Here is a 24584-nt window from a genome sequence, read left to right on the forward strand (position 1 = left end):
TTATTTACTCCTCTCTAAACGGCTTTGTGCAAGGCGTTGAAGCCCTAAAGCATTTGCCCAACTCCCATCGGCTACGGCAGTAAAACCGTACTTCTCAACAGCAGCAGCAACGCCTGGGAGTTGTGCCCCTCCACCCCAGACAACGAAACTGCCTGCTAACTTCCGCCAAGGCGACACCGCCTTAAGCGCCAAACTGAAACGGTCTTTGAGCCAGGGCATTAACTCGTGCTGGTATGTCTCCCGAACGCTAATGCCGCTATTCCCATAAAGGAAGCTTCTGTTCTCAATGCCTTGGCGAATCAGTTCAATGTCCCCCAGCTTGCCGCCCTCATAAATTTGCAGTTCCCGGTCACGAGCGATTGCATCCAACAGGTCAACACAACCACCCACGCTTAAAACTTCCCGATACTCAATCGAGCCACCTGGAGCAAACACGGTAGGAATAATCGTGCCAGTTCCAAAGTCAAGTGCGATCGCGATTTTTGTTGGGTCGATTAAATTCTGGTGGCGACAGTAAACGTAACTGCCAGCCCCTTCTGGAGGAACCAGCCCCACATGAAGCTTGATGATTGATTGGGGGGAAGCTTTGCCGTTGAAGTTGACAACGTGAGTACCTTCTAGTACTTCGGTGAGCCGCTTTCCAAAAAGCTTTGAATTGTGGATGCTGGCGACTAGATACAGGTTCCACACCTGGCGGTAAGGTAGAGTACCCAAGGCTCCTAAAATGCTGTGCAATGCATACTCAATCTTGTACTCGGCATTATCACTGAGCTTGGTGTGTCCATAAGGGTCAGTGGTGTATGCCACCTCTCCCGTTTTGAACTCGCGACCGATCAATTCCTTAGCATCCCCATCTCGGTAGTAGAACGTACTACCGTACTTTGACGTGGGATAGTCCAGTAAATCTTGTCGGAGTTCCTTGAACTTGGAAGGGCAGCGCACTTTCATTTGTCTGGAATCGGCATCTAGAGCCACTTTGAGAAGTCCGTGCCCGTTATCGACTCCTACAGCCAGAATTGGTGTTCTTTGGTCAAAATCAGCCGGTTTCGGCTGGGCTGCAATCATATTGAATTTACCTCAGTTTTGTTTCAAGTGCCCTAAGACCTTTGTTGCGATTGCGTTTAAGGGCGTTTTTAGCGGTCAGAAGCCTTTCGTTTCAAGTAACCTGACTCAACCTATCTATCCTCTGGTTGGTAGTTACTGGGTGTTTCTGGGCTATGTCTGTTAACATAACACAAGTCTCACATAGTGACACAGATTTCACATTGTGTGTCAAGCAGCATTGAAAGCACACGGCGTATCATGAGGTAATTAATGAACACAGACGAAAGCATGAGCGGACGGGTGAATGTCGTTCTATCAGATGACCTATATGAGCTTGTTAAAGACCTTGCCGAGGCAGAGCAACGCTCTCAAAGCCAGATGACAGCAATATTGGTTAAGGAAGCGTTGACGGCGAGAGGAATGATTCCCCAAAACAAACCTCCCACCGCTGGCACCAGCAGCAGCAAAGGCAGGGGGAAGAAAGGAGGTGACGAGTGACAGAGAAACCAGGCGTCTGCCACCGTGAGGTTGGTACCCCTTCAACAATCTCAAGTCTCCTGCTCAAACAAGCGCTGAAACCTCTGTAGAAGAAATCCAAGGATTTCACTGGAAGTGAAATTAAGACTGATTTTGCCTAAACTCCATCGTTAACAACAATGGGTAATTACTTCAATCTAAAACTAATCCTCCAAAAGCCTTTCTATTGAACGTTTTAAGCAGTGTATATATTTGAAAATACTTCAGTGATGGCGAGATTGAAAGTATTTCCGTTACGCTTCCAGCAAAGGTTTCTTCAATACATTCCAATAATTAACTTAAAATTTATTGAAAAACTTTTTATTGATGCTTTAAGTAGAAAGCTTCAAGAGATTCCTATGAATTTTAGTAAATCTGATAAGCAATGAAATTAAGGAAATAAAGTTCTGCACATACGTGAATCTTTCCTATCTATCAGCAAAAAAACGCTGATAACGATTCATCTATACCCTCTAATGGTTATGGGCGAGTGGTCAACAATAAAACCGCCTGAAATCTGATAGATTTCAGGCGGTTTTATTGTAGAATTCCAGTAGCTATTTAATCTAGGGGGTCTTGATACAACCAAATAGGAAGTAACAAGTGAATAAAAAACTGTACGTGAGTTTCCCTTCAGAATGGTGTCCGGCAAGCGACCAACTTGAAACACCAACCTGCTGCTCACAACCCATTGTGTTGCCAATAAAAATATTAGCACGAATGGGATGGGACTTCTATGCCAAATTTCAAGAAAATGGCACCCAAGCGTGAAATCTCTAACCCATGTACCTAGCTAGCCAGAGTTCCCCCAGGCAGAAAGAACAAGAAAGAAATTGTTCGCTTGGGAAACCACATACATTTGCAGATCAAGGCTAGCTAATTTTTTTACCAAATCGGTAAAAAGTTTGAGGAATTTTTCATGACTTGAGTGCCTTACACCACATAAAGGGCATCAATCATGGTAACTACACCAATTAAACAGAACGACTCCAGCTCAGACAAGGCTTCTCTTTGCACAGAAGAAGACAAAGAGAGTGTGCAGACAGTTAAGGACTTGCAAGAAGTCCTTAACTGGCTCAGGACAAACAATTTTCCAGTTCTACCAGTAGCACCGGCACAACCCGCTGATCAGTACCCAGCACGCGACAAAGACGGCAATATCAAACAGGACAAGCAAAATAATCCTATCCCGGCTTTCACTGGGAAAAATCCCAGTTATTTAGACAGCAGTGGTAGACCTCACCTGGTGAACCATCGACCGTATCAGAAGCGTTTGCCTACACCACAGGATTTTGAAACGTGGTTCGCCAATCCCCTCAATGGCATCGGAACATTAGGCGGCTGGAACGATACTATCTGGCTCGACTTTGATGTTAAGAAGTTCCCCAGTGAGGACGACTGCACTCAGGCTGTGACTGAGGTATTGCAGAATCCAACTCTTGCCAACACATTCCTTGAGCGCTCACACTCAGGCGGCTGGCGGGTTGGTGTTCGGGTTAAGGAAAAGCCAAGCTTTACCAACTTTGCCTTACAACCCGGTGGCAAGCATATCGGTGAGGCATTAGGAGAAGGACGCTTTACCGTACTAGCACCAACAGTTGGACCATCTGGGAATCCGTATCAATCAATCAATCGTGTGCTACCAGCGGAAGTGGAAAGCTTGGAATCTATCGGTATTTACAGCACTTCGACCAAACGCCAGCACCAGGGCGTTACTCCACAGCCTCTACTTTCCTATGTTCCTGGCAACATTCCCCTTGAGGAATTGGGTAACACCACCAGCCGCGAGATTTTAAAGGGGAACTGTCCAACCGGCGATCGCTCCGAGGCATTAACAACAGCCTTAAATGAGTGGTACGGCTGGCAGAACTGGGGAAAAGAAAACGACATCCCGATTACTGGCACACCGGAAGATTTAGCACACTACGCAGGAGCGCAGCTAGGGATTGATAGCGAGCGCGTTGAGCGTATTCTCAAAACCATTGACATCGTTAGCTGCAATCCAGCGGCATTGCACCGAGGGGGCGAGGAAAGCTGCTGGAAGAAAATTCGTCGGCTATCGAGAGCGACATTTAAAGCCAAGTGTCCGGCTCACATCCAAAACTCCTTTGAATCAAGACGAGACGAGGACAGCAAAAAACGAAAAACTGAGTGGGGTGTAGAAAGCAAGGATGTCACAACACCAGATAGCTTCGACCCGGTTGAAGAATTTACCCAACGAACTCTCTTCTCTCTCTATGGAGACAAGCCCTGGATCTGTGTGGACAACCGATTGTATGCCTGGACAGGCACTTACTACAAGCTCAGTAAAGATGCTGTAGAAATTAAACGGCTGGCTGACTTTTGCAATACTTACCCAGTCATCGACAAACAAGGAGAACTCAAGTTTCCCTACGCCAAACCTTCTAAGGTAAAAGAAGCCTTGGAGTGGGTCAAGATGCGGCTGTCTGTTGACCCAGACCTCGTCAATCCTCCAGGAATCAACTGTACCAACGGAGTTTTGCACATCCACTGGCATTGCTCAACTCCTAGCTGGGAACTCGTCGAACACGACCCAGATTTTTATTACATCTATAAGCCGCTCGTCACCTACAATCCTAAAGCTGATTCCAAAGCAAGCGATCGCCTTTTAGAAGTCTTAGACGCGCCTCAAAGAGACATCTTCCTCAAGACGATTGCTGCATCTCTCGACTTAGAGACCGTGAGAAAGTACAAAGGGCGTTTGGTACGAGCCTTGCTTTTCCGGGGTCACGGCTCAAACGGCAAGGATACCCTGAGAGAGGCGGTCTCAGCCATGTACGGACACCAGGGGATGACTGGCTGCACTTTGTCAGACTTTGCTGCTTACGATGAAGGTCGCAAGTTTCCACTGGCGCGACTGCGACACTCGCGGGTGAACTGGGCAAGCGAAAATGCTAGTACCGCACGACTTGACAGAATTCAAAGTCTTAAAGCCTTCATCACCGGAGACACGCTTGATAGTGAGCGCAAAGGTAAAGATGCAGAACCTTTCAAACCCAACGCGATAAGCTTTTTCAACATCAATGATACGCCCAATCTACAGGGCACCTTAGAGGCGATTTACGGTCGCTATGCCGTTATCTGCGCCAACAAGACTTTTAAGATTGGGGCTGACCCGACTAAGGGCGAGATTGAGGCTGACCCTCGCTTCAAGGATGACCCAGAGTTCCTTTGTTCGGAAGTTCTACCCGCGTTCTTGAATCGCGTCTTGGAAGCACTGCAACGACTGATGACCGAAGGTATCGACTACAGCTGCACCGAGAAAGCCTTAGAAGATATTCAGGTGGAAAATTCCCACCTCTTCCAGTTCTGCAAGGACACTGGCTTGAACTATGACCCAGTCAGCGTGTTAACGGCTAGTGACATCTGGACACGCTTAGAGCAATGGTATCTGGAAAACGGCACTCTTACCTACGAGTCAGGCAGCAACGGCAAGGAGAGGGCAATTTGGGCAGAGCAGAGCAAGCATTGCGATCGCAATGTTAAGGCAGTGAATCAGGTGATTGCTCGCTTCCGGGCTATCTTCCCCAAAACTAAGCTGGTCACCGTCCCGCATGAAAGCGGCAAGAAGACACTTCAGGCTCTCCAAGGTCTCAGTTTTGGCGGTCACGGCGGCAATGATGGCGGGGATAGTGTCCCGGAATCTCCCACCCCAATTCCACCCCACTCCACCCCAATTCCACTCCACTCGCCACCCCAACAAACAACGGAAAATCAAGACCTCCACCCCACCCACCCCAATTTATTACATCGGGTTGAAAAAATGGAAAATTCCACACCCGATACAGGCGATGTGGAGCAAAAAGTTCAAGAAAATATTCTTGAAAAGAGTATGACCCCGCCCCCCCAGGGGTGGGTGGGGTGCGATGCCCAAGAATCAAGCATTCTTGGGGTGGAGAACTGCGGTGGAACTGGGGTGGAAATCGCTGAAACTGGGGTGGAGATACCTCAAGAAGTGGTTCCTCACACTCAAACTTCCCTTAGTGCCCCCTCAATTGAACGGTCAGCGGTTCCTAACACAGCCACCGCAGCGGCTACTGATGAGTTGGAGAGCTGGTTAGAGTATCACCAAGTGAAGAAGTCTTACCCAAATCCCAAGTCTGATAATCTTCGCTCCAGTCAAAAGCGAGCTTTTGCCATCCGTGAAGCGTACCGAGTCTCTAAGACTAAAGAGGACTTATCGGTGCTTCCGCGTGAGAATGGGGGGAAGTTTTCTAGGGAAGAGTTAGTTTGGGTTACGAACTGGCTTTATCAATTCTTTCCAGGTGAGTATAACCATGTGCAAGCAACCAGCAAGATTAGCCAACAACGGTTGCTGGAGTGAGGCAGGTTAGCTCTCGGACTTTTAGCGGATGTCCTGTTATCACAGTCTCCTGCCTCACCTGAACCTAGGCAAGTCGTCACTTTTTAAGCGGCTTTAAGCTTTCGGTACTCGGTCTTTTGTTCCGGGGTTAGGATTTTCCACATTACTGGGTCAGTCCCAGCTGGTGGAGTGTCACTTGCCATAGCTACTACCTCGTCCAATCCATAAAACTGGCTTATCGTTTCGTTCAGCTTCTCTTGAATCGGTTCATACTTTCGTTGCGCCTTTCGTTTGTCGTAGGTTTTTCGCATTTCCTCAACGCTGTGCCCCATAGCGTAAGCTAGCGAACGGATTATGTCTTCTGTATAGGCACGGTCTAAAAACCAGCTAGCGTAAATATCTCGTAGAAGGTGTGGTGTAAGAAGTTGACCTGTTAGACGATGGGCACTCTTTTTGAAGAAATCACCAAAATCACTATTGTTGAATGGTTCACCATTGCGTGTTCCAAAGAAAACGAAATTGTGATCATTTTTGAGACGGAGAGCCATTCGCAAGGGATATAATTGATGTCCTGCACTCGGTGCTTTTGTAGTAGAGACGGCACTTACCCAGTTTCCTTGTCTATCTCGCCAATAGCCGTATAGGTAAGCCTCTAAATAATCATAAAACTCTGTGCCATCAGGAAATTTTGGGTTAGGGATGCGTAGTTTTTGAAGTCCATAGGTATCGCCTGTTTTGTAGCCTTCTGCTGTCATGTCTTGATACCAGTATCCATCTCGGTCTTTGTACAAGTAGCCATGGTACTTGTCGGTGTTCCTGTCACGGGGCAAAGGCTGGATAAACTGGTTGGGAGCTAAATTCTTGGGTTTATCGTTGATTTCGCAATAAAGAGCTATTTTGAGTTCACGCAATTCTTGTTGTCGGCGCGGTGGTCGATAAGTTAATAAGCCCCAAGCAAGGAATCGCTTAAAACTGCTAGCAATTGCGGTAATTGAGCGAAGCTGGCTATCAACGCCCCGAAATTCACATTCAAGGCGTAAGGGTTCAACAATTTGCGTGTGAACTTTATCTAATTCGAGCCATTTCATTTCTAGGTTGGCTACCGGTTGTTGAGTTTTAATCGTTTTGCAACAAGCGGTTCTATGTTTGTTGACTACGACCATTACTGGAATGTCTTTGTAGTTTGCCTCTTTCGTTTGGCCGATGTATTGATATCGTACAAGCAGCTGAATAGAACCAAGGAAGAATTGGAGCGTATGAGCGCTTTGACAACGACGCTCTTTCTTTAAAAAATTCAACAGTTGGCAAATCCATGTATCAACATACTGAGCAATTTGGTCTTCCCAAGAATCTTTTTGCTTTATGAGCTTTTTTAAGGGTTCAGTAAAGACCATTAATTTTAAATTGTTGTTCAACTCTTCTAGGCTTGTTGGCACTAAAACATTTAAACTTAATTGTTCAGGCTGGATGTTTTTGTAATTGACTAGCCAACCAAATATTTGATACAGGTGTGTGATATACCGATCAACTGAATCAGGTTTTAATGGGTCAAATAGGCGACCTGGATATTGCTCCTCTACCAAACACTCGTTGAACTGATTAACCTCTTCTACAAGCTTTTCTATTTGTTGTGTATTCCAGCAAGAGTGTGTTTTGAGTGAATACTTATCTAGTTTAGTTAGTCTGTTCGTTAGAAATTTTTTCTCAGTCCCTCCATGTCCGTGTAGCATTCTTGGATTCTGACGCGAGGGACTACGTTCGCTGCTAGATTTAATCCAGCCTTGCTTCTTGACCCAGTCAATGAAATTTTCCAACCGCGACTTGTAAACGTTCCGACTGTTCTGCGTCACGTTGTACTTTTCAAAAACTATTTGTTGGACTTTTAGCGCTTCGCTCAACTTGCTGACAGGCGTTTTTTCAAGAAACTGATCAATTTGCTCTCTTTCAGTCTTAGTAAGCTGGCGACTGCTGCTTGGCATTAACGATTCGTCCCAGCCTGGTAGTAAATGTCGAACAATAGCCGTTCTGGTTTGGGTGTGAATTTGGTTCGCTTTGACTGCGTCTTCTGTCGATTCAAGGTCGGATTTGTGCTCTAGTAGTGCATCCTTGATTGATTGAGATTCCATAGTTTTGTTTTCTTAATAAGTGAGCTTGTTTGAGGTCGCTGTTTGTGCCAGCTAGCAATGGCTAGCTTAATTTCTTTTCATAAACGGCTTTTCCTAATACCATCAACAAGATATACTTATTATATAACTGTTTTTGAGTTCTGCTACCGCATCCTTATAATGGCTAAGACTTAGTCTATTTATTTGCACTTAAAACACTTACCAATACTGAATCACAGCCTTTATTCTTGCCATGTTTTTTATAAGTAAAAAAAGTACTTCAATTTTGCTTTTATAAGCATTTGCTAGCTAACCAGTTGCCCTAAAATATTTGACAAGTTTCCACCAACACTTATAAACCCCACCCAATTGTCACTATTTTTGGCAAATTCCTTCGTGCTTTGTTAGTGCTTTCATGAGAAAAGATTCAAGAGAAAGTACCTATGGCTCCCTCCTGTCCCCCCTGTCCAAATCAAACTTGCGATAGCTATGACAAGCCCGACAATGTTATTAAAAACGGGTCTTATCAAAAAAAGGATAAACAAAAAACACAGAGATATCTTTGCCAAGCCTGTGACAAAACTTTTATGCCTAAGCCATTACCGAAACGCCGTTCGCATCGTCCAGAAGGCAAGGGAGGAAAGGGCAATGCGGCTTATGGTCCAAACAAAAACAAGGAGAACCGAACTATCAGGTTGACCAGTGAAGCTTACGCAGGGTTAGAACAATTGGCGCTTCAGCGGGAGATTAGCCGCTCGGAACTGATGGAGCGAATTGGTCGGGGGTTAATTCCTTTGGGGGATGACTAGAACAGCGGTACAAAGTTCAGCGGCTGACCCCTACCTCCCCTGCCCTCGCAAATAAAGCGACAAGACATTCTTTATTTGTTCCCTTATCCTTAGACATAGGAACAATAAGCAACAACTCAGGGCTAATAAATTAGTCTACTCAAAGGTGCATTAACCAATTCTTTGCCAAGCAAGGTATGACTACTTGTAAATGGCTTCAACTGCTGATGAAGCTCAATTGTGAAGAAGAATCTTGATAGTTAATGCCAAATAATCCTTAGAGAAATAGATGCCAAGATTAAAACCCAAAGCCGGAACAGCATTAGTGATTTTCCTGCTCGGAGTTGGTTTAACATTTGCGTCGTTGCGTTATGTAAAGCCTGATAATTGCTATCAATTGTGTATCAATGAACCTTGTGCCTTAGGCAGTTGCCAAGCCGGTGAACAAAAAGCCGGCTTTCCCTTCCCATTTGTACGTGATCAAGAAAGGAATCTTGGCTCCTCCCCTCCTAATGGCTGGGGGCGAGTTGGAGCTGAAGATTACATCTATCCGAATCTAATAGCTTTCTTGTTCAATATTTTGTTTTATAGTGCAATCGTTTGGAGCCTGATAACACTAGGCAAACGCTTAAGAACACGATTATGAAAGACTTGCCAATACGTGGTGCGCTGCTTGTTTATCTCAGTAATTGGAAAGCCCGCACGTCAGCTTATCAATCATTCTCAACAAGCTTGGAACGTTCTCAATAAAAACCGATTTTTTGACTTTTATGTGCTGTAATTTTTCGGAATTAGCCAAATTTACGCTACTGCGTCATTACAGCTTATTTCCTACCTCACATAATGTGAGATTATCGGTATTTGACAGATTGAATGGATGTGCGATTGATAAGCTTAGCTGAACTGTGACAGTATTTGGCGAGCACCTACTTGAATCACGTCTGGTTGGACAGTACAAACAGGACAGTCCTAAGATTTTAAGGAATCAGTTCGGTGTATTTGAGCGGGATAGTCGTAAACTGCCCCTGAGTCACTGTAATTGACTGGAGTTCATCGCGACGATGACTCAACACAAAGTAATTGTTTGGCTGAATTTCAGGAGCGAGTGTATAAGTTCCCGGCGGGAGACCAATACGGAAGTAGCCTTCCTCATCGGGTTCAATGCGAGTGATGTTGCGTCCGGCTTGATCTAGAACATTGATAGGGATGCGAACCGGAGAAATCGTCGGTTCAACTCGTTGTTCAGTTCCATCTGGGTTACGCCGTATAATTCCAGGGAATCGACTCGACGTTGAGCGTCCCTGAATTCCACTCGGTATTTCACGGGGCGAGGGGAGCCGACTGCCTGATTGACCGGCAAACTGTACGCCGCCATCTGGATAGACGTTAAATGTCCAGGTCGTGCGATCGCTACAGCCTGCCATACAATCCCCAAAGCCAATACTATATTTAAGTTGCCAATAGTTGCCCTTAAACTCGGCTTGAATGTCGCCACCATCGGTAAGTACGCCATTGACATTGGCATACTGGACTCCTTGAATACCGTTAAACAACCTTGCTACTGCTGGTGTGTTCAACCGTCTACCTGTTCGCAGCACGGCAAGATTCGACACGCTTAGGTACTGTTTCAGGTCGAGGTCAAATTGCTCCATCAAGGCATCAATCTCGGCATTGCCAGTGAGTCGCTTTCCATTGCGCCAAGCTTGAGTCCAGGCTTGGGTCGAGTCAACGCCAACAAGTAGCTCACGGGTATTGAGTCTTGGCACAGTATGGATATTGTAGGTGTCCACTACTGCATTACGGGCAGGCTCATTAGTGGCTTGATACACCTGAATTAAGGCAGTATAGATCGTTTGGATTAAGTCAGCCGGTAATTCAACACTATCCTCAGAGGTTGCTCCTTCCTGAACTAGCAAGCGCAGTGCCAGTTCTGTTGCGTCTTCACGATATTGGTGTTTGACAAGATCGGGAATTTGAGAATCTTGAGCCTGTTGCTTCTGAGCAATCGGCTGGCTTGGTCGGGATTCAATTTGAGTCGGCGATAGGGCATTGCTTGAAGCTGCTGTTATCCCTACGGTAATTAGCAGGGCGGCGCTAGCTGACAGTTGGCGTACACTGAGCATGAGGTTACAGTTTTCGCTTGCAGGTAAACAATTCAAGGTCAACGGCAGAAAATCTCGTTGACAACTGACGCTCTTGGCTATCAATTCTCCAGGTACACCCAAAACTTACATCACCACGTCAAAAGCTAGGTAATTCTAGAGAGCGGAAAAATCTGCTGTTTTCTCTCCTAAGTTGGCATCGAAACTGTGGTAGGTCAGTGTTGTTGCCAATTCGGTAACTGGTTGTAGCGGCAGAATAACGATTTTTGTTGCCACACAGAAGAACAGCGTGGCACTCGTTGCGGCAGTGATAGACTTCAGGTGAAATCTCGTGGCAGGAATCGCTTGGGTTGCCCCCTTCCTCCGGTTCCTTCCCAAGTCCACGCCAGATTCTCCGGGTCTCGAACGCGACTCCACTCAGCTTCTCCCCCATCTCGTAACATAAATAACCTTATGAAACGAGAAGTGGGGAAAAGGTAGCTGCGATCGCTCGCACCTGAAAAAACGTTTCTTTCTACTGAATGTTGGTTGTGACGTATTACAAAATCGATATGCAATTGATTGGGAAGGTTATGCTGCTGGAAGATTAAGACCACTCCACGTACAGGATGAGGAAAGCTGACCGTCTTTTCCAATTAGTGAATCTCATTAGATCTCACCAACCGATTACAGCCGGGCAACTAGCCGAACGGATTGGTGTTTCCGTGCGTACAATTTACCGATATATCGATGATCTTTCGGTGAGTGGTATTCCCATCTATGGTGAGCCGGGTGTCGGTTACGCTTTGGCTGAAGATTTTGAGTTACCACCCCTAACTTTAACTCATGATGAAATCGCCGCTTTAATGTTGGGTGTTGAAATCCTGTCGCGATCAACCGGGAATGACTTAGCCGCAGCGGCAAAAACGCTGTTGAGTAAAATTGGAGCCGTATTGCCGCCACACAGCTTTGAGCCAACTCGTACACCGGTTCGGGCGCTAGGTGATATTCTCAACGACCAAAGCTTAAGACATTGGAACGACCTTTATCGAGCAATTCAGCAGCAACAAGCCGTCACAATTGTGTATTTGAGCTTGAAGGAACAACTGTCTCAAAGGATTGTTTTCCCGTTGGGGTTGTTTCATTGGGGTGGAAAATGGACAGTTGGAACATGGTGCATCCTCAGAAACACATACAGAGATTTCCGGGTTGATCGCATCCAAAATCTCGATTTTGCCTCAGATGTTGAATTTCCAGACCAAGAGATTAGTCTTGACTCATACACGAAATTTCAGCTTGAGAGAATAAAGTTATCTGGCTTCCACTGACATGATGCTGTCAGGAGTAGGGTTTTAGGCTGAGTAACGCCCAAGATTTTGTTGAGGAGCCGATTTCACTGTGTTTGAGATGTTTCCTAACTTCTGGACTCCAGTATTACCCGTTGCTGAAATAGGACTAGCTCCCCTTGCGGTTGAGTTAGCTGGCGAATCGCTAGTTCTATTTCGCAATTCAGCCGCTCAGTTCGTAGCATTCCTTGATCGTTGTCCTCATCGTGGTGCGCCTCTCTCACGCGGGCAAGTCACGGAAGACGGTTGCCTTGAATGTCCCTATCATGGTTGGCGTTTTGCTTCAGATGGGGCTTGTACTCATGTTCCTTTCAACTCACTTAACCCGACTCAACGCTCAAAATTGTCAGCCGTGAGGTTGCCGACAAGGGTGATTGCAGGAATATTGTGGGTCTTTACGGGAACCGAAAATGTGCCAGAACCGCAGTTGCCGTCGAGCTTATTAGAACCAAACGAGCGCTACGTGATTCACCATGAGATTTGGAATGCACACTGGACAAGAGCGATCGATATTTCACTGGACTATCTACATATCCCTTTTGTCCATCGGGATTCATTTGGTGGCGAATTCCATGACCCAGTACACAAAAACGCGATTGCACAAATCAGCGTTACTGCAACAGCAGATGGAATGGCACTCACGAATCAACTCAATACCTTACCTTATGGAATTGAGATTGATTGGCATCAGCCCAACAACGTTGTTCTCAAGTTAGATCTAGGTGGAATGCCCCTGCGTCCCCACCTGTTTGCCATTCCGATCAATACCCAGCAAATGCGATTTATGCAGGTTGTTCTGCCCAACCCTGGAATCGATCCGAGTAACTTTGACTTTGATGAGTTTTTTGCAGCATCTCTTGACGATCGCACGATAATTGAGTCACAAATCGGTGAAGTCCCCAATACAAATGAAGGATGTAACGTGCCTACTGATGAACCCTCACTGCGGTTTCGTCGTTGGTACTACCGCACTGTGAAGAATAGAAGAACAGAGGCTATTCAAGGCGCAAGTGCTGATTGATGACCTTAATAGTATTCGTGACAAGTTAAGGCAGAGCGATTTTTGTCCATTGACCGCCCCAATGTCGATCACATTCTGGTATTTTTGCTCTCATTGGAATGCACCCAGGAACAATCCATCAATCTCTCAAATCTTTAGAACAAAGGCTTTAGACAATAAAGCCGCTCTCAGGCATTTGTTTATCCCTGTAACTCCAATAAAAATCAATGCTCCAATTTAGGAAAATCATGTCTTGCTTGCTAATTGCTTATGGCACAGGAGTCATTCTCTGGACGGCTCATAACTTTACTCAAGCATTGATGACTGAACAGATTCGAGTTGATTTGTCGATTTACAGTTTTGCCTTAGTAATCTTGTTGGTTTTCTTTGGTGCATCATCCGTGGCGATTGGTGTGTGGTATCAACGCCATCACAATTGGGCGGGACGAGTTGTGATGGCAGTAGCCGCCGCGATAACTATCGCCGTGGTCTATGCTTCTACTGTGGTCTATCCAAGTACAATCAGTTTCATAACCAATCTCACTTTCTTGGCTGTGTGGGGTGTGCCACCTCTTGCTATAGGAACGTACTTACTCAAACCTGTGAGATGAGAAAGATGTCAGGTTGCTCATTGCCTCGCCATCTGTAATTGTGGGGTGCGTCCAGCTTTGATAGGTTCTCTATTGTCGAGCAATCGGAGAAAACGCGATCGCGTTGCGAGAAGAGCAAAGCAGATCGCCAGTCCGGAGAAGTGAGGCTATCTGGTCTAGTAAGAGGGGTAGGGAGAGGGAAAATTAAACCAAAATAAGGCATAAAGTTGTACCGCAATTTCGAGAGTTTAGGTTGTCCATGTGGGAGAGGAGTAGCTTGGAGCTAACGCGGTCACGATCGCCCGTCTGGTCAAAGGCTGAGTATAAATACCAACCACAAAAGCCACAAGTTCAAATGCGATGGCGTTTAAATTTGATCATCTCTTTATCTGTACTGATATTGGTGCTTGCGAAGCTGATCGTTTAGTATCATTCGGTTTAGTAGAGGGGACATCTAATACACATCTTGGGCAAGGCACGACCAATCGTCGTTTCTTTTTCCGCAACGCGATGTTGGAACTGTTGTGGGTTCACGATACAGAAGAGGCAAAATCAGAGCTAATTCGCCCTACTCGTCTTTGAGAGCGTTAGCCAATTTGTTGAATTGGTTTTGCAAGTCTACAAAGAAAAAAGATTGTTAGGCCCAAGTGAGTTGCTGTGATTTCTGCTTAGGTGCAGATAGTTTCAATAAGTGCTCGCGTTCTGTTTCGGAGTCGAGCTATCAGCATTGAATCACCTTGATAGACGATGCTTGAGCCATCTGTTGGACAGATCGATTGATTTAAGAATTCTTAGGTTTCACGGCTGAGATAATGGAAAGTCCCTCTAAACCCATGTCAAACGAAAGTTCATCAATCACTTTTCGCTTGAGATTTCGGGTAAACATGAGCTGGGTGTAGCGGCGCATGTATGGGTCAAGGCGAAGAAGTTGCTCCGCTAACTCCGCCGCTCTAGCCAGCAGTTTGTCACGGGGATGAACCTCATTAACCATGCCGATTTGCAGTGCTTCCTTGGCTGTCAGCTTCTGCATCGTTAATAGGAAATAGTGTCCTCGAATATCACCCATTGCAGCCGGATAAAGAATCTGCACCCCGTCTGCTGGTACAACCCCGCCCCCTACAGATAGATGCTGGTTATCTTGAAAGTACGCTTCCTCAGCCGCCAAGTTGATAGTAAGGTAGCAGTACAGAAACTCCACCCTTTTTCAACTGGGTGAAGATTAGATTTGAACTTTGACTATCTGACTGGGATTCCCTCAGCTCTCAATCTCTCCTCAATGGATGTCCCCTGATTAATACTTCCATCGAGAAATTTCGATAAATCTTTGATAGCTTTCAAAGCAGAATATCAATGCTTGCTCTTCTGAAGTTGAGAAAGGCAGAACTGATAGGTGTGGTGTGGGCTTATCGTCTAGTCAGCCTGCTTTATTACAACCTAGATGGCACTGACTTAAGAAAATTCATCACCCCGATTGCTCTTTGTGTACGGGGACTAGGGAAGGTCTTCTGTCTCCTAGTGGAGAATTGAGGGGCTTCCCTCCAATCCTGGGTTTTCTACAAATAACTATTTTTCGCTTAAGCCAACGAGTAGCAATGCGGCGAAACAGTTTGAGTTGATTGAACAATCGTTCTACATCGATATATTAATTGATAAAAACTAAAATACAACTTGAGGGTTTGACGCTCTTCCAATACACCCTCAGGGAGAAAACAGGATGAATTTTGGCGAGCAAGAGAATATCGCTTCACAAACTCTCACTGACTATGGTGCAGATCGCTTTCGGATGCTTTGTCAAGGTGCTGGCATTGATGGTGTTGAGACAGAGAAGTTTATTACCACCTTCCGCCGCCTGTTGACCCCTTGGGGCAATCTCCTCATCGGGAACCAACCGCACTGGATGTCGAACATTGGCGATGACCATTCGCCGATTGAGTTTTCTGTCGCTATCATCAATCAGCAACCCGAAGTGCGGGTACTGATGGAAGTCCAGGGAGATTCACCAACGGTGCAGTCCCAGCGCACAGCTGGACTCATATTCAACGAAATGCTTGAGCGTGAGTTCGGAGCTAGCTTGGAGCGGCTGCGCTTGATTCAAGAACTTTTCCTCCCAGAAAAAATGCAGGGTAGCTTTGCCATCTGGAATGCTGTCGTGTTCTCTCAAGGAAGAGCGCCAAGTTTCAAGATTTACCTCAATCCGCAAGCTCAGGGAGTGGAGCGAACTCAGGAACTCATCGAAGAGGCACTTATCCGTCTTGGCTTTCCACAAGCTTGGTCAGTGCTCAACCAAACGGTAACACGGCGAGGTTTGCAACTTGATGAAATTAAGTACTTTGCACTTGATCTAGTAAATAGTCATAGGGCTAGAGTCAAGATCTATGTTCACCATCATTATGCTACGCCTGAAGAGCTTGAGATTGCCTGTAGTGCTGCTAACAACTATGTTCCTGGTGAGGCAAGTAAATTTGCTCTTGCCATGAGCGGCGGCAACCAACTTCTCTCGTTACGTTCACCCTTTACCTGTCCCTCATTCATCGAAGGAAATGACGAGTGCCCGGAGGAAATAACGCTGTACATCCCCGTCTGCGCCTATGCTCAGGATGACCGTGTCGTGAGCGAGCGCGTACACAACTACCTTATGTCGCACAACCTCAACTCGTCACTCTATAACCGTATCCTCAAAAGCTATGCTACTCGCCTCTTAGAATCAGGTGTCGGTATGCAGAGCTGGGTCTCCTATCGCCGTCAGCTAGGAAAGCCGCGCCTCACTGTATACCTCTCAACCGAAGCCTACCGCGTCTACCCACCGGGTACTGTTCCAGCCAGCACTAAACACCATCTGAAGTTCAAGAGCGCTGTGGCAGTCAACGAGCACTCCAAGCCGGATAGTCTAGATGTATGTTGAAATAATGTGGCACTCACGACGAGAACTTAAATCAGGTGTTGCGAGGTTTCAAGATGAAAGAAGTACTAAATTTTATTCAGAACAAGAAGCAAGACTTTGCACAGTTGCCTTTATTTGAGTTCATGAAAGACTCAAAGATAGACCCAAGACAAAGACTTAGCTTTGCCCCCTGTGGCGCTCATTTCGTAATGAGTTTTGCCGATTTGAACAAATACATTTTTCGAGAATATCCACCCTGCAATCAACTTCAGGAATTAATCAACGAACACACGTATGAAGATGATCATCACTTGGTATGGTTTTTGGAAGACCTTGAGAAACTAGGTTTTGCTCATTCCCTCTCGTTTCCAGATGCTTTGAGATTTCTTTGGGGCGAACAAACAAAACATACACGGCAGCTCAGCTATCGACTTGCCGGATATGCTTTACAATCTGATCCGCTGCGGAAGCTGGTAGTCATTGAAACTATAGAAGCTATGGGGAATGTCTTTTTCTCTTGCACAACACAAGTAGCTCTAGAACTCCAAGAAATTACCCAAATAGAATACCGATATTTCGGAAGTGTGCATTTGAATGTAGAAAATGGTCACACTACGGGTAAAACTAGGGCGGATAAATTGCTGGAAGACATACAACTTACAGAGGAAAGCCGTCAAGAGGCTTTTGAATTGGTTGAAAAAGTCTTTCAAGTTTTTACAGAACTTGCAAACGAGCTTCTGGAGTATGCGAAAACGCAGAAGATTTCGCAACAGATTAAAGCCTCCTAACCAAGTGGTTGTATTTTTGATTGAGTGGAGAATCTAATTTTGAATACTGTTCCCTGGTCTAGCTCAATTTCGAGCTGACCTTCAAGTTGTGCGACTAAAATCCTGACTAGCTGCCAACCTAATGAACTTCCCCTGGAAAAAATTGTAGATTCCTGCAATTCAATGCCATCATTTCCAACAACTAGAACAAATTGATTTGCTCCTGACTGCAGCTCTGTTGCACTCACACAGTTGAATTCTACCCAAATTGTGCCACTCGTCTTCCCATAAAATGCATGTTTGAGAGCATTTGAAACCAGTTCATTAATTATGAGACCGCAAGGGATAGCTATATCAATACCAAATGTAATCGGAGTGATATTAAATTGCAGACTAATGTTACTTCGATTAACTCCATAAATTTGGAATAGGTGAGCTAACAATCTTGGAATATAATCAGCGAGATTAATTCTTGCCAAATGATCGGATTGATAAAGCTCTTCATGGACAAGCGCTATAGATCGGATGCGGTCCTGGCTTTCCCGGAACATCTCTAAAGTAAGTTGGTCTTTGGTTTGTTGAGATTGAAGGTCGAGCAAACTTAAGACAACTTGCAGATTATTTTTGACTCGATGGTGAATTTCCTTCAACAAAACTTCTTTTTCTTGCAGTGATGCATGGAGTCTTTCCTCAGCCTGCTTGCGCTCTGTAATATTGATAGCGTTGCCAATCAACCGATAGATCTTCGATTGTGTATCTCGCAGGGGGGTAAGTGTAGTCAACCACCAACTATCTCTGCCTAGGAAGGGTAAGTTTTCTTCATAGGAAATAGTTGTCCCTAGCTGGACACATCTAATATAGTTGGCAGACACAGCAGCAGCCATATCAGGCGGGAACACCTGTTCCGGCGGCTTGCCTTGAACATCCTCTAAGCTCACTCCAGTTAATTGTTCACTAGCAGGGTTCATTCCAACGAAACGGAACTCACCCTCTGGCAATACATTGACTACAAAAATAGCACTTGACGCACCCTCGTAAAGGCTCCGTAGGAATTGCTCGCTGGTTTGCAGTTGGGCTTCGGTTTGCTGCCGCATAAAAAGCTCGGTCTGAAAGGGTTCAAAAGCGATCTCTTGTTGGATAGCAATTTCTTCTTGCCTTCTTTCGTCGATGATTCTAAACACCTGAGATAGCTTTTTGGTCTGAGCCTCTTCCCGCTTCCAGCCCGTTAAGCTTTCAGCTACCGGATTCATAGAAGTAATGAATCCATCCTCATCAGTCGTAATTACGATGTCACCAATACGGCTGAGGGTTGTTTCTAGCTGTTGCTTTCTAACTTGAAGCCGTTGATAGATTTGGTGCCTGTAGAGTGTGATTTCAATGGCTGAGTAGAGTTGTCTGGGTTCAAAGGGTTTGAGAAGGTAGCCGTAGGGTTCTTTGGTTTGCTGTAGCGTTGCTTGTTTGATACAGCTAACAACATAGATAACCGGAATTTTGAAGTGAGTCCAAATTTGTTCTGCGACCTGGCTGCCTTCTCGGTTGCCTGGTAACGTCATAGCGATCAAAACCAGATTGGGTTCTTGCAAGGAAGCTGCTTTGAGCGCTTCTTCCCCACTAAAAACTATGGCTGAAACTTTATATCCTATAGTTTCCAAAAGATTTTGAAGATTTAAAGCAAAAATCCTGTCATTTTCGACGATTAGTATCTTTATTCTCTGTGTCATATTTTTTCAGGCTTAGTTACCTTAGAGCGTAGCTCCTGCCTTTGCATCTCATTTAACACTCAAAAATAGAGGGGGAGGCTTAAACTAGTATTGCGTTGTTGGTTTGTTTGAGAGATGATATTGCTGACTTTATGACTTGTTGACAAGTTAACCCGTCAGCTTGTTGACACCAAAAACCTATGATTGTAGCCCTCGCAAATCAAAAGGGGGGAGTTGCTAAAACCACGTCTACCATCAGCCTAGGTGGGTTATTGGTCGAGAGCCATTCCTGCCTAGTCATCGACCTAGACCCCCAAGCCAATCTCACCATTGGACTAGGTGTGGAAGTCCAAGAGGGTCAGTTAACCACCTATGACGTGATTACCGAGCAGGCGGAAGTTCTGGAGGCAGTTATCCCCACCCAATCTGGGCTTAGCCTGCTACCCTCTGACATTACCCTAGCGAAAGGGGAAACTGAGCTTCTGGCTAAGGTGGGCAACTTTCTCATCCTCAAGGAACGACTAGAGCCAGCTCTCGCTCAGTTTCAACACATTTTGATTGACTGCCCACCCAGCTTAGGACTGCTGACCATCAACGCTTTGTCGGCAGCGGATGCCGTTTTAATTCCAGTGCAGTGCCAGTTTTTTGCCCTCAAAGGACTCGCCTCCCTGCTAGAGACAATCCAGAGTATTCAGCGACGGCTCAATCCGAGTTTGAGGATTCTGGGGGTTCTGCCGACTATGGCAGAGATGAACACCATCATGACTCAGGATGTCTTAGCCTCCTTGCAAAAACGATTTAAGGATATCCCCGTCTTTGACCCCGTGCCGAAGTCAGTCAAGTTTGCCGAGTCCAATCTGGCAGGGGAACCCATCCACCACTATGCGTCGGAGCCAAGATTGGTGGCTCCCTATAAAGCGATCGCTAAAATTATCACAGGAGAACAAGGACTTGGCAAAAAGACGCGCTCGGCTAAACGATGAGAATGACCCCTTGTCTTCTACCGATAAAGTCTTAGCAGGGTTTGAGCAGTTGAGCCAGTCAGCCAGTCAACCCGATGACAAGCTGACAAGTCAACAAGTTAGCAATACAACCAGCCAACCAGCTGACAAGTCAAGAATCCGCAAGGCAACATTTCAGCTGAGTGAAGCCGTGTTGCAGCAGTTAGACAAGTTTCACTTACAGCTACAGCTAGAACTGGGTAAGAGCAGTGCTCCTTATAAAGAGGTGATTGTAGAAGAGGCGATCGCTCAGTTCCTAGAACAAGCTGGTTCTAACCGAGATGAGTTGCTAAAGGCATTACGGTCAAGGCAAGAACGGCGGCAATAACAGATTAGATAAACAAAATTTATACTAATAACGAGAGAATAAGGGTTTGAGGTATTTCAGAAAGTTCAGCAATTGATAAGTTCTAGTTAAGTGGAGCTATCTGAGGGAAAGAGGCAACGGAGTTACGAGCTTACAGACGTTTACACCGGAATAAGTGAGGATTCCTCACCCGATACAAGTGGTTGCCATTGAGGTCTTGAGTGGTGGTGATGTAATCGTCTTCACCCGATAGAAAACGCCCAGAGCGATTGCCGAGATACTCAAGAAAAACTCGTGATTGCTGTTGCCAGACACAAATTGCTAAACATTTGTGTCTTTGACTTTAGAGGTTCAAGGCTACCCCTCCCCCCTGATGGAGGGAGTCAGACACAAAAAGTTGAGGTGGAAAAAACATGGCTCGAAGAATAATTCCGTTCAAGATTTTAGCGGTCACTACACTAATTGCTACGTTCTTTCCAGGTGGTCAAGTTCTGGCAGAAGAAACCTACTCCGAAAAAGCTAGCCTCTTGGCTGACATTGCCGTTCAGTATAGGGCGCTAGGACAATCTGAGGAGGCTGTGAAGATTTTAGACCAAGCCCTGCGCTTAGCCCAAGCGAGTACCAATGAGTGCTTCAAAGGCACCCCAACAGTGAAAGTGGCTGGAGGCTATATTCTGGCTGGACAGGAAGCTTTAGGGAAGAAACTTCTGGCACAAGCCATCCAGATTGCCCGTACCCAAACAGCAACAGGTTGTCACATGAGTGCAACTTCTCCGGAAGAGTCTCTACTAAACCGAGCGTCTGAATACGCAGAAGCTGGGTACTACGACTTAGCTGTTGAAATCATGACAGGAGTAAACAATCCTGTGTTCACTCCTATAAAAATGGCCGAGGTGGCGGGGCATTATGCCAAAGCCGGAGAGGATGAGCAGGCAAGTAATGTCTTGAACCAAGCGCTGGAGATGGCACAACGCCTTGACAATGCCGAATATAGAACCCTGACTTTGAGGGGAATTGCCTCTCATATAATTCAAGCTGGGCAAACCCAACTTGTGCCTCAAGTATTAGAGCTTGCACTTAAGAGTACATTAGCTATCAATGAGGCACAATCGAGAGACGATGCCGCCGCCCTGAAACTATCTGGAATGTTAGGCATTGCTTCTCAATTTGCCGAAGTTGGAGAACAAGAGCGAGCCAAAGAGCTTCTCGCTCAATCCTTGCCAAAGATACGGACACTTGAGTCCAAGCTCTTTCCCCTTCAAAAAACGCTCGACCTAGTTGAAACAGCACTCCAGTATGCCGCATTAGAAGAGAACAACTTGGCTGTCGAGATATTAGCCGAAGCTCGCTCCTCGGCGCAGGCAATTGAGGAACCTCAAACCAAAAGTCTTGCAATAGCTAGGGTAGCTGAAGGTTACGCAGAAATCGGAGACTTTGAGATGGCCGAGCAAATTGCCCGCTCCCTCAAAAATGTCAATTATCGGGAGCAGGCATTCCGTGGAATTTCGCTTGCTTATGCCAAAGCTGGATACTCTGAGCAAGCGCTAAAACTGGCAAAATCGATGGGAAGCCCGAACGTCACCTTTGGAGGGATTGTCAGGCATTATCTACAGAGCGGACAGTACGACCTAGCGCTTGAGATTGTCCAACAAAACAATCTTTCTGACTTGCTAAGTGATGTGGCAGTCGCTTACCTTGAGGCAGGGCAGCCTGAGCGTGCTCTGAAGATTGCTCAGTCCATCGAAACCCAACCTGATGCTATATCCCAAAAGGACTGGAGATTATCGGAAATCGCCCCTGGGTTTGCCAAACAGGGAAATTTGGAGCAGGCGCTTCAGGTGGCTCAATCCATAACAGATAAAAGTTACAAAGCTCAAGCCCTGACGGCGAGCGTCGAACAATATGTGGCAAAAGAACCCGACAAGATTGAGCCGATTCAACAAATCCTTCGGGTGCTTACCAGTCGCTTCAATTCTCTATTTGGCGACTCAAACGACTCAAATAAAGATAAAGCCTCGTATATTCTAGAGGAAGCGCTTCAAGTTGCTAATTCAATGGCACCAAAACGCTAATGAGCAACATCAAGCAATAGCTCAGGCTTCCACAGGAAGTGGAAGACTTCAACGGGGGCAAGTTGGCGAGTATCAGGCTTGACCGATGAAGCCCGGTGCGTTCACAGATTGCCCCGTTTCCAACACTCAGTGGAAATATTGTGACAAAAGAATAACAATGTTAGTAGGCTACATGAGAGTCAGTCGCAACGAGTAGACTACTGACCTGGGATAGCAAGGTCATCTCTGCGGGAGACTATTCCAAAGGTGAGGTAGATTGCCAACTTGGAAGCCTCTTGAGGTTCGACCAATTAGTTGTTCTATTGCCTGACGATATTGAACATCTGACCTTGAAGCAAGGGCGATGGTTGAGTCTAGCAACGGTGACTTTGCCATATCCACGCGCACATCTGGTGTGATGCCAACATCAAGAATCTCTCGTCCCCTCGGTGTCTTTAGCTGCCCCATGGTTACAACAACTACAGCACCATCCGCAATTGGAAAGAATCCGTGAACCAATCCCTTGCCAAAGGTGGGAGTACCGACAACAACAGCACGCCCGGAGTCCTGGAGTGCTCCAGCCAGTAGTTCTGCTGCACTGCCTGTCCCTTCGTTCACCAGTACTACTAGCGGCTTATCCGTAAGCTGAGTTCCTGTCGAGCGCAGTTTAGTCGTTCCCGCTCGTTCTTGCAACGTGCCAATCGTGTTTTCTCCCAGAAACAGTCCTGCAATCTCTTCAAGTGCAGGCAAAACTCCTCCCGGATTGTTGCGTAAGTCCAGCACGAAACCATCAGCGCCTTCAAGGCGTTCGAGTGCCTCTCGTATCTCTTGGGGAGACGACTCGGTGAACTGGCGTAGGATGATGTACCCAACGAGTCCACCCAACATTGGTTCTATCTTTGTCTGAACTGCCGGACTCGCTGGCGCGATTGGTTTTCGGGTGAGTACCACCTCAAAGGTTGAATTATTCCGTTGAATAGTTAGCGTTACCGTCGAACCCTGACGACCACGCAATCGCATGGTGGCATCGCCTAGATCCATGCCATCGGTTGAGACTCCATCAATTGCCACAACTCGGTCACCCGACATCAGCCCAGCTTCAGAAGCTGGAGTGTTGGGTAAAGGTGTCACGATGGTTAGCTGTCGAGTTGGCTCGTTGATGTCAATAGACAGCAATTCAGGTAGTCCAACCCCAACATGGAGTTGACCCGAGTCTTCCGACTCGAAGCCTGCAAATTGTTCGGGCGTTAGAAATCGAGTAGCAGGGTTGTCGAGCCGACTGAGCATGGCTCGGATTGCCGTGTAGACTTCTTCTTTTGTGGTATAGCGACGAGACAGAACTTCAGAACGCACCTGTTGCCAGTTGAGTCCATTGAAGGTTGGGTCAGCATAGTTTGTCTCAATGACCTGCCAAGCTTCATGGACAAGCTGCTGCAAAGGGCTAGCTGGCTGTGAACTCACAACATAACTTTTTGAAGAAGCAGAACTGTTTAGGATAGGAGCAGGTGTATGCGCTCTAGCAAGAGTATCGGTACCGAACACAAGCGTAACAGCAGCAGCTAGAACAGTACAGGTACGAGACTTCATAAAACTCCTTCGATGTGTTCAAAGGGATTCATCGTCAACTGTGACCTCACTCGCGACTCTTAAACTATCTCTATTGAAAATACATTTTCAAACATATTAGCCGTTAGAGGTAATAGAAGATGAGAATGCTGTGGTCGGTCAGTGGTGACTTGCGCTCACTGACGAACAACCAAGGCGCTCGCTCTTCTCCCTGTGTCCGCTCCAGTTGCCGCAACAACCGCATTTCCTTCCCGTCTACAGGCTGCACTGAAGGACTGCCCCGCTTGAGGCGATTGATATGAATGCGGGCAGTCTGCCCGTCGATATTAGCCCAGCGCCGAGCCACTGCTTCGTTTACTCGCAGCCCGTGGAGAAACATCATGAAGATGAGTACAGAGTCCCTGAGTTTATAGCGACCTACTGACTTAGCCGCGTCGATTAGTTTCTCCACCTCGTTGGGACGCAGGTATTCACGCGATCACACCGCTTCATTCTTAGGGCGGCGTAATAAACATTC

General features: G+C 46.3%; 24 protein-coding genes. 15 read left to right on the plus strand and 9 right to left on the minus strand.

The window, feature by feature from the left end; genetic code table 11:
- Complete coding sequence (locus H6F98_RS00390) at nucleotides 1–1065, minus strand: ParM/StbA family protein (RefSeq protein WP_192216697.1); 1065 nt, start codon at nucleotides 1063–1065, stop codon at nucleotides 1–3.
- Between the two features lie 249 nt (nucleotides 1066–1314).
- Here H6F98_RS00390 and H6F98_RS00395 point away from each other — a divergent pair, with 249 nt between their 5' ends.
- The 3 genes from H6F98_RS00395 to H6F98_RS00405 all read left to right on the plus strand — a co-directional run bounded on the left by H6F98_RS00395 (nucleotide 1315) and on the right by H6F98_RS00405 (nucleotide 5905).
- On the plus strand, nucleotides 1315–1542 hold the full coding sequence (locus H6F98_RS00395) for a ribbon-helix-helix domain-containing protein (protein WP_192216698.1): 228 nt from the start codon (nucleotides 1315–1317) through the stop codon (nucleotides 1540–1542).
- 621 nt (nucleotides 1543–2163) lie between these two features.
- Nucleotides 2164–2331, plus strand: coding sequence for a hypothetical protein (locus H6F98_RS00400; protein ID WP_192216699.1), 168 nt, complete (start codon nucleotides 2164–2166; stop codon nucleotides 2329–2331).
- 187 nt (nucleotides 2332–2518) lie between these two features.
- Nucleotides 2519–5905: a DUF5906 domain-containing protein gene (locus H6F98_RS00405; protein ID WP_199348227.1), complete on the plus strand. Its 3387-nt coding sequence runs from the start codon at nucleotides 2519–2521 to the stop codon at nucleotides 5903–5905.
- 83 nt (nucleotides 5906–5988) lie between these two features.
- On the opposite strand, the gene H6F98_RS00410 is transcribed toward H6F98_RS00405, so the two are convergent.
- Entirely contained in the window at nucleotides 5989–8010 is a 2022-nt protein-coding gene (locus tag H6F98_RS00410) for a site-specific integrase (RefSeq protein ID WP_192216700.1), read from the minus strand.
- A gap of 566 nt (nucleotides 8011–8576) precedes the next feature.
- Here H6F98_RS00410 and H6F98_RS33185 point away from each other — a divergent pair.
- A complete protein-coding gene (locus H6F98_RS33185) occupies nucleotides 8577–8798 on the plus strand; it encodes a ribbon-helix-helix protein, CopG family (RefSeq protein ID WP_242058248.1) in 222 nt (73 codons plus the stop codon).
- A 268-nt stretch (nucleotides 8799–9066) separates the two neighbouring features.
- The gene (locus H6F98_RS00420; RefSeq protein WP_192216702.1) at nucleotides 9067–9423 is read left to right on the plus strand and encodes a hypothetical protein; all 357 of its coding nucleotides are present in this window, start codon (nucleotides 9067–9069) and stop codon (nucleotides 9421–9423) included.
- 331 nt (nucleotides 9424–9754) lie between these two features.
- On the opposite strand, the gene H6F98_RS00425 is transcribed toward H6F98_RS00420, so the two are convergent.
- Nucleotides 9755–10900, minus strand: a complete 1146-nt coding sequence (locus tag H6F98_RS00425) for a prealbumin-like fold domain-containing protein (protein ID WP_192216703.1) — start codon at nucleotides 10898–10900, stop codon at nucleotides 9755–9757.
- Between the two features lie 135 nt (nucleotides 10901–11035).
- Nucleotides 11036–11296: a hypothetical protein gene (locus H6F98_RS00430; RefSeq protein WP_192216704.1), complete on the minus strand. Its 261-nt coding sequence runs from the start codon at nucleotides 11294–11296 to the stop codon at nucleotides 11036–11038.
- Nucleotides 11297–11487: 191 nt separating this feature from the next.
- Between H6F98_RS00430 and H6F98_RS00435 the strand changes: the two genes are divergently transcribed.
- From H6F98_RS00435 to H6F98_RS00445, 3 genes are all read left to right on the plus strand, one after another.
- A complete protein-coding gene (locus tag H6F98_RS00435) occupies nucleotides 11488–12186 on the plus strand; it encodes a YafY family protein (RefSeq protein ID WP_192216705.1) in 699 nt (232 codons plus the stop codon).
- Between the two features lie 79 nt (nucleotides 12187–12265).
- Nucleotides 12266–13225 carry an aromatic ring-hydroxylating dioxygenase subunit alpha gene (locus H6F98_RS00440; protein WP_242058252.1) on the plus strand — a complete coding sequence of 320 codons (960 nt, stop codon included), beginning with the start codon at nucleotides 12266–12268 and terminating at the stop codon, nucleotides 13223–13225.
- A 227-nt stretch (nucleotides 13226–13452) separates the two neighbouring features.
- Nucleotides 13453–13815, plus strand: a complete 363-nt coding sequence (locus H6F98_RS00445; protein ID WP_192216707.1) for a hypothetical protein — start codon at nucleotides 13453–13455, stop codon at nucleotides 13813–13815.
- On the opposite strand, the gene H6F98_RS00450 is transcribed toward H6F98_RS00445, so the two are convergent.
- Complete coding sequence (locus H6F98_RS00450; protein WP_192216708.1) at nucleotides 13799–14017, minus strand: hypothetical protein; 219 nt, start codon at nucleotides 14015–14017, stop codon at nucleotides 13799–13801. The two genes, H6F98_RS00445 and H6F98_RS00450, sit on opposite strands and share 17 nt — an antisense overlap.
- Before the next feature lie 137 nt (nucleotides 14018–14154).
- Between H6F98_RS00450 and H6F98_RS00455 the strand changes: the two genes are divergently transcribed.
- The gene (locus H6F98_RS00455; RefSeq protein WP_242058249.1) at nucleotides 14155–14376 is read left to right on the plus strand and encodes a hypothetical protein; all 222 of its coding nucleotides are present in this window, start codon (nucleotides 14155–14157) and stop codon (nucleotides 14374–14376) included.
- A gap of 199 nt (nucleotides 14377–14575) precedes the next feature.
- Here H6F98_RS00455 and H6F98_RS00460 read toward each other — a convergent pair whose 3' ends face one another.
- Nucleotides 14576–14992: an enoyl-CoA hydratase/isomerase family protein gene (locus tag H6F98_RS00460; protein ID WP_199348228.1), complete on the minus strand. Its 417-nt coding sequence runs from the start codon at nucleotides 14990–14992 to the stop codon at nucleotides 14576–14578.
- A 152-nt stretch (nucleotides 14993–15144) separates the two neighbouring features.
- On the opposite strand from H6F98_RS00460, the gene H6F98_RS00465 reads away from it, so the two are divergent.
- The 3 genes from H6F98_RS00465 to H6F98_RS00475 all read left to right on the plus strand — a co-directional run bounded on the left by H6F98_RS00465 (nucleotide 15145) and on the right by H6F98_RS00475 (nucleotide 17463).
- A complete protein-coding gene (locus tag H6F98_RS00465; protein ID WP_192216709.1) occupies nucleotides 15145–15321 on the plus strand; it encodes a hypothetical protein in 177 nt (58 codons plus the stop codon).
- 187 nt (nucleotides 15322–15508) lie between these two features.
- Nucleotides 15509–16696 carry a tryptophan dimethylallyltransferase family protein gene (locus H6F98_RS00470; protein ID WP_192216710.1) on the plus strand — a complete coding sequence of 396 codons (1188 nt, stop codon included), beginning with the start codon at nucleotides 15509–15511 and terminating at the stop codon, nucleotides 16694–16696.
- 53 nt (nucleotides 16697–16749) lie between these two features.
- Nucleotides 16750–17463: a hypothetical protein gene (locus H6F98_RS00475; RefSeq protein ID WP_192216711.1), complete on the plus strand. Its 714-nt coding sequence runs from the start codon at nucleotides 16750–16752 to the stop codon at nucleotides 17461–17463.
- On the opposite strand, the gene H6F98_RS00480 is transcribed toward H6F98_RS00475, so the two are convergent.
- Nucleotides 17460–19163: a histidine kinase dimerization/phosphoacceptor domain -containing protein gene (locus tag H6F98_RS00480; protein WP_192216712.1), complete on the minus strand. Its 1704-nt coding sequence runs from the start codon at nucleotides 19161–19163 to the stop codon at nucleotides 17460–17462. The two genes, H6F98_RS00475 and H6F98_RS00480, sit on opposite strands and share 4 nt — an antisense overlap.
- A 179-nt stretch (nucleotides 19164–19342) precedes the next feature.
- Between H6F98_RS00480 and H6F98_RS00485 the strand changes: the two genes are divergently transcribed.
- The 3 genes from H6F98_RS00485 (at nucleotide 19343) to H6F98_RS00495 (ending at nucleotide 22522) form a co-directional block, all read left to right on the plus strand.
- A complete protein-coding gene (locus H6F98_RS00485) occupies nucleotides 19343–20125 on the plus strand; it encodes a ParA family protein (RefSeq protein ID WP_192216713.1) in 783 nt (260 codons plus the stop codon).
- Complete coding sequence (locus H6F98_RS00490) at nucleotides 20094–20471, plus strand: hypothetical protein (RefSeq protein WP_192216714.1); 378 nt, start codon at nucleotides 20094–20096, stop codon at nucleotides 20469–20471. Before H6F98_RS00485 ends, H6F98_RS00490 begins: the two co-directional genes overlap by 32 nt.
- A 392-nt stretch (nucleotides 20472–20863) precedes the next feature.
- The gene (locus H6F98_RS00495) at nucleotides 20864–22522 is read left to right on the plus strand and encodes a lipopolysaccharide assembly protein LapB (RefSeq protein ID WP_192216715.1); all 1659 of its coding nucleotides are present in this window, start codon (nucleotides 20864–20866) and stop codon (nucleotides 22520–22522) included.
- Nucleotides 22523–22741: 219 nt separating this feature from the next.
- Here the strand turns inward: H6F98_RS00495 and H6F98_RS00500 are convergent, their stop codons facing one another.
- Together H6F98_RS00500 and H6F98_RS00505 are read right to left on the minus strand one after the other, a co-directional pair.
- Nucleotides 22742–24088 (minus strand): S41 family peptidase, encoded by a 1347-nt coding sequence (locus tag H6F98_RS00500; protein WP_192216716.1) that lies wholly within the window; start codon nucleotides 24086–24088, stop codon nucleotides 22742–22744.
- Nucleotides 24089–24191: 103 nt separating this feature from the next.
- Nucleotides 24192–24533 carry a tyrosine-type recombinase/integrase gene (locus H6F98_RS00505; RefSeq protein WP_242058254.1) on the minus strand — a complete coding sequence of 114 codons (342 nt, stop codon included), beginning with the start codon at nucleotides 24531–24533 and terminating at the stop codon, nucleotides 24192–24194.
- Between the last annotated feature and the right edge of the window lie 51 nt (nucleotides 24534–24584).

It is taken from the genome of Microcoleus sp. FACHB-SPT15 (genome assembly GCF_014849525.1).
Classification (GTDB): domain Bacteria; phylum Cyanobacteriota; class Cyanobacteriia; order Cyanobacteriales; family Coleofasciculaceae; genus Symplocastrum; species Symplocastrum torsivum.

What these genes read in the sequence shown, in the direction of transcription:
- H6F98_RS00390 (WP_192216697.1), bottom strand. Translation starts at nt 1,065, where the DNA reads ATGATTGCAGCCCAGCCGAAACCGGCTGATTTTGACCAAAGAACACCA.
- H6F98_RS00395 (WP_192216698.1), top strand. Translation starts at nt 1,315, where the DNA reads ATGAACACAGACGAAAGCATGAGCGGACGGGTGAATGTCGTTCTATCA.
- H6F98_RS00405 (WP_199348227.1), top strand. Translation starts at nt 2,519, where the DNA reads ATGGTAACTACACCAATTAAACAGAACGACTCCAGCTCAGACAAGGCT.
- H6F98_RS00410 (WP_192216700.1), bottom strand. Translation starts at nt 8,010, where the DNA reads ATGGAATCTCAATCAATCAAGGATGCACTACTAGAGCACAAATCCGAC.
- H6F98_RS33185 (WP_242058248.1), top strand. Translation starts at nt 8,577, where the DNA reads ATGCCTAAGCCATTACCGAAACGCCGTTCGCATCGTCCAGAAGGCAAG.
- H6F98_RS00420 (WP_192216702.1), top strand. Translation starts at nt 9,067, where the DNA reads ATGCCAAGATTAAAACCCAAAGCCGGAACAGCATTAGTGATTTTCCTG.
- H6F98_RS00425 (WP_192216703.1), bottom strand. Translation starts at nt 10,900, where the DNA reads ATGCTCAGTGTACGCCAACTGTCAGCTAGCGCCGCCCTGCTAATTACC.
- H6F98_RS00435 (WP_192216705.1), top strand. Translation starts at nt 11,488, where the DNA reads ATGAGGAAAGCTGACCGTCTTTTCCAATTAGTGAATCTCATTAGATCT.
- H6F98_RS00440 (WP_242058252.1), top strand. Translation starts at nt 12,266, where the DNA reads ATGTTTCCTAACTTCTGGACTCCAGTATTACCCGTTGCTGAAATAGGA.
- H6F98_RS00445 (WP_192216707.1), top strand. Translation starts at nt 13,453, where the DNA reads ATGTCTTGCTTGCTAATTGCTTATGGCACAGGAGTCATTCTCTGGACG.
- H6F98_RS00450 (WP_192216708.1), bottom strand. Translation starts at nt 14,017, where the DNA reads ATGCCTTATTTTGGTTTAATTTTCCCTCTCCCTACCCCTCTTACTAGA.
- H6F98_RS00455 (WP_242058249.1), top strand. Translation starts at nt 14,155, where the DNA reads ATGGCGTTTAAATTTGATCATCTCTTTATCTGTACTGATATTGGTGCT.
- H6F98_RS00465 (WP_192216709.1), top strand. Translation starts at nt 15,145, where the DNA reads ATGCTTGCTCTTCTGAAGTTGAGAAAGGCAGAACTGATAGGTGTGGTG.
- H6F98_RS00470 (WP_192216710.1), top strand. Translation starts at nt 15,509, where the DNA reads ATGAATTTTGGCGAGCAAGAGAATATCGCTTCACAAACTCTCACTGAC.
- H6F98_RS00475 (WP_192216711.1), top strand. Translation starts at nt 16,750, where the DNA reads ATGAAAGAAGTACTAAATTTTATTCAGAACAAGAAGCAAGACTTTGCA.
- H6F98_RS00480 (WP_192216712.1), bottom strand. Translation starts at nt 19,163, where the DNA reads ATGACACAGAGAATAAAGATACTAATCGTCGAAAATGACAGGATTTTT.
- H6F98_RS00485 (WP_192216713.1), top strand. Translation starts at nt 19,343, where the DNA reads ATGATTGTAGCCCTCGCAAATCAAAAGGGGGGAGTTGCTAAAACCACG.
- H6F98_RS00495 (WP_192216715.1), top strand. Translation starts at nt 20,864, where the DNA reads ATGGCTCGAAGAATAATTCCGTTCAAGATTTTAGCGGTCACTACACTA.
- H6F98_RS00500 (WP_192216716.1), bottom strand. Translation starts at nt 24,088, where the DNA reads ATGAAGTCTCGTACCTGTACTGTTCTAGCTGCTGCTGTTACGCTTGTG.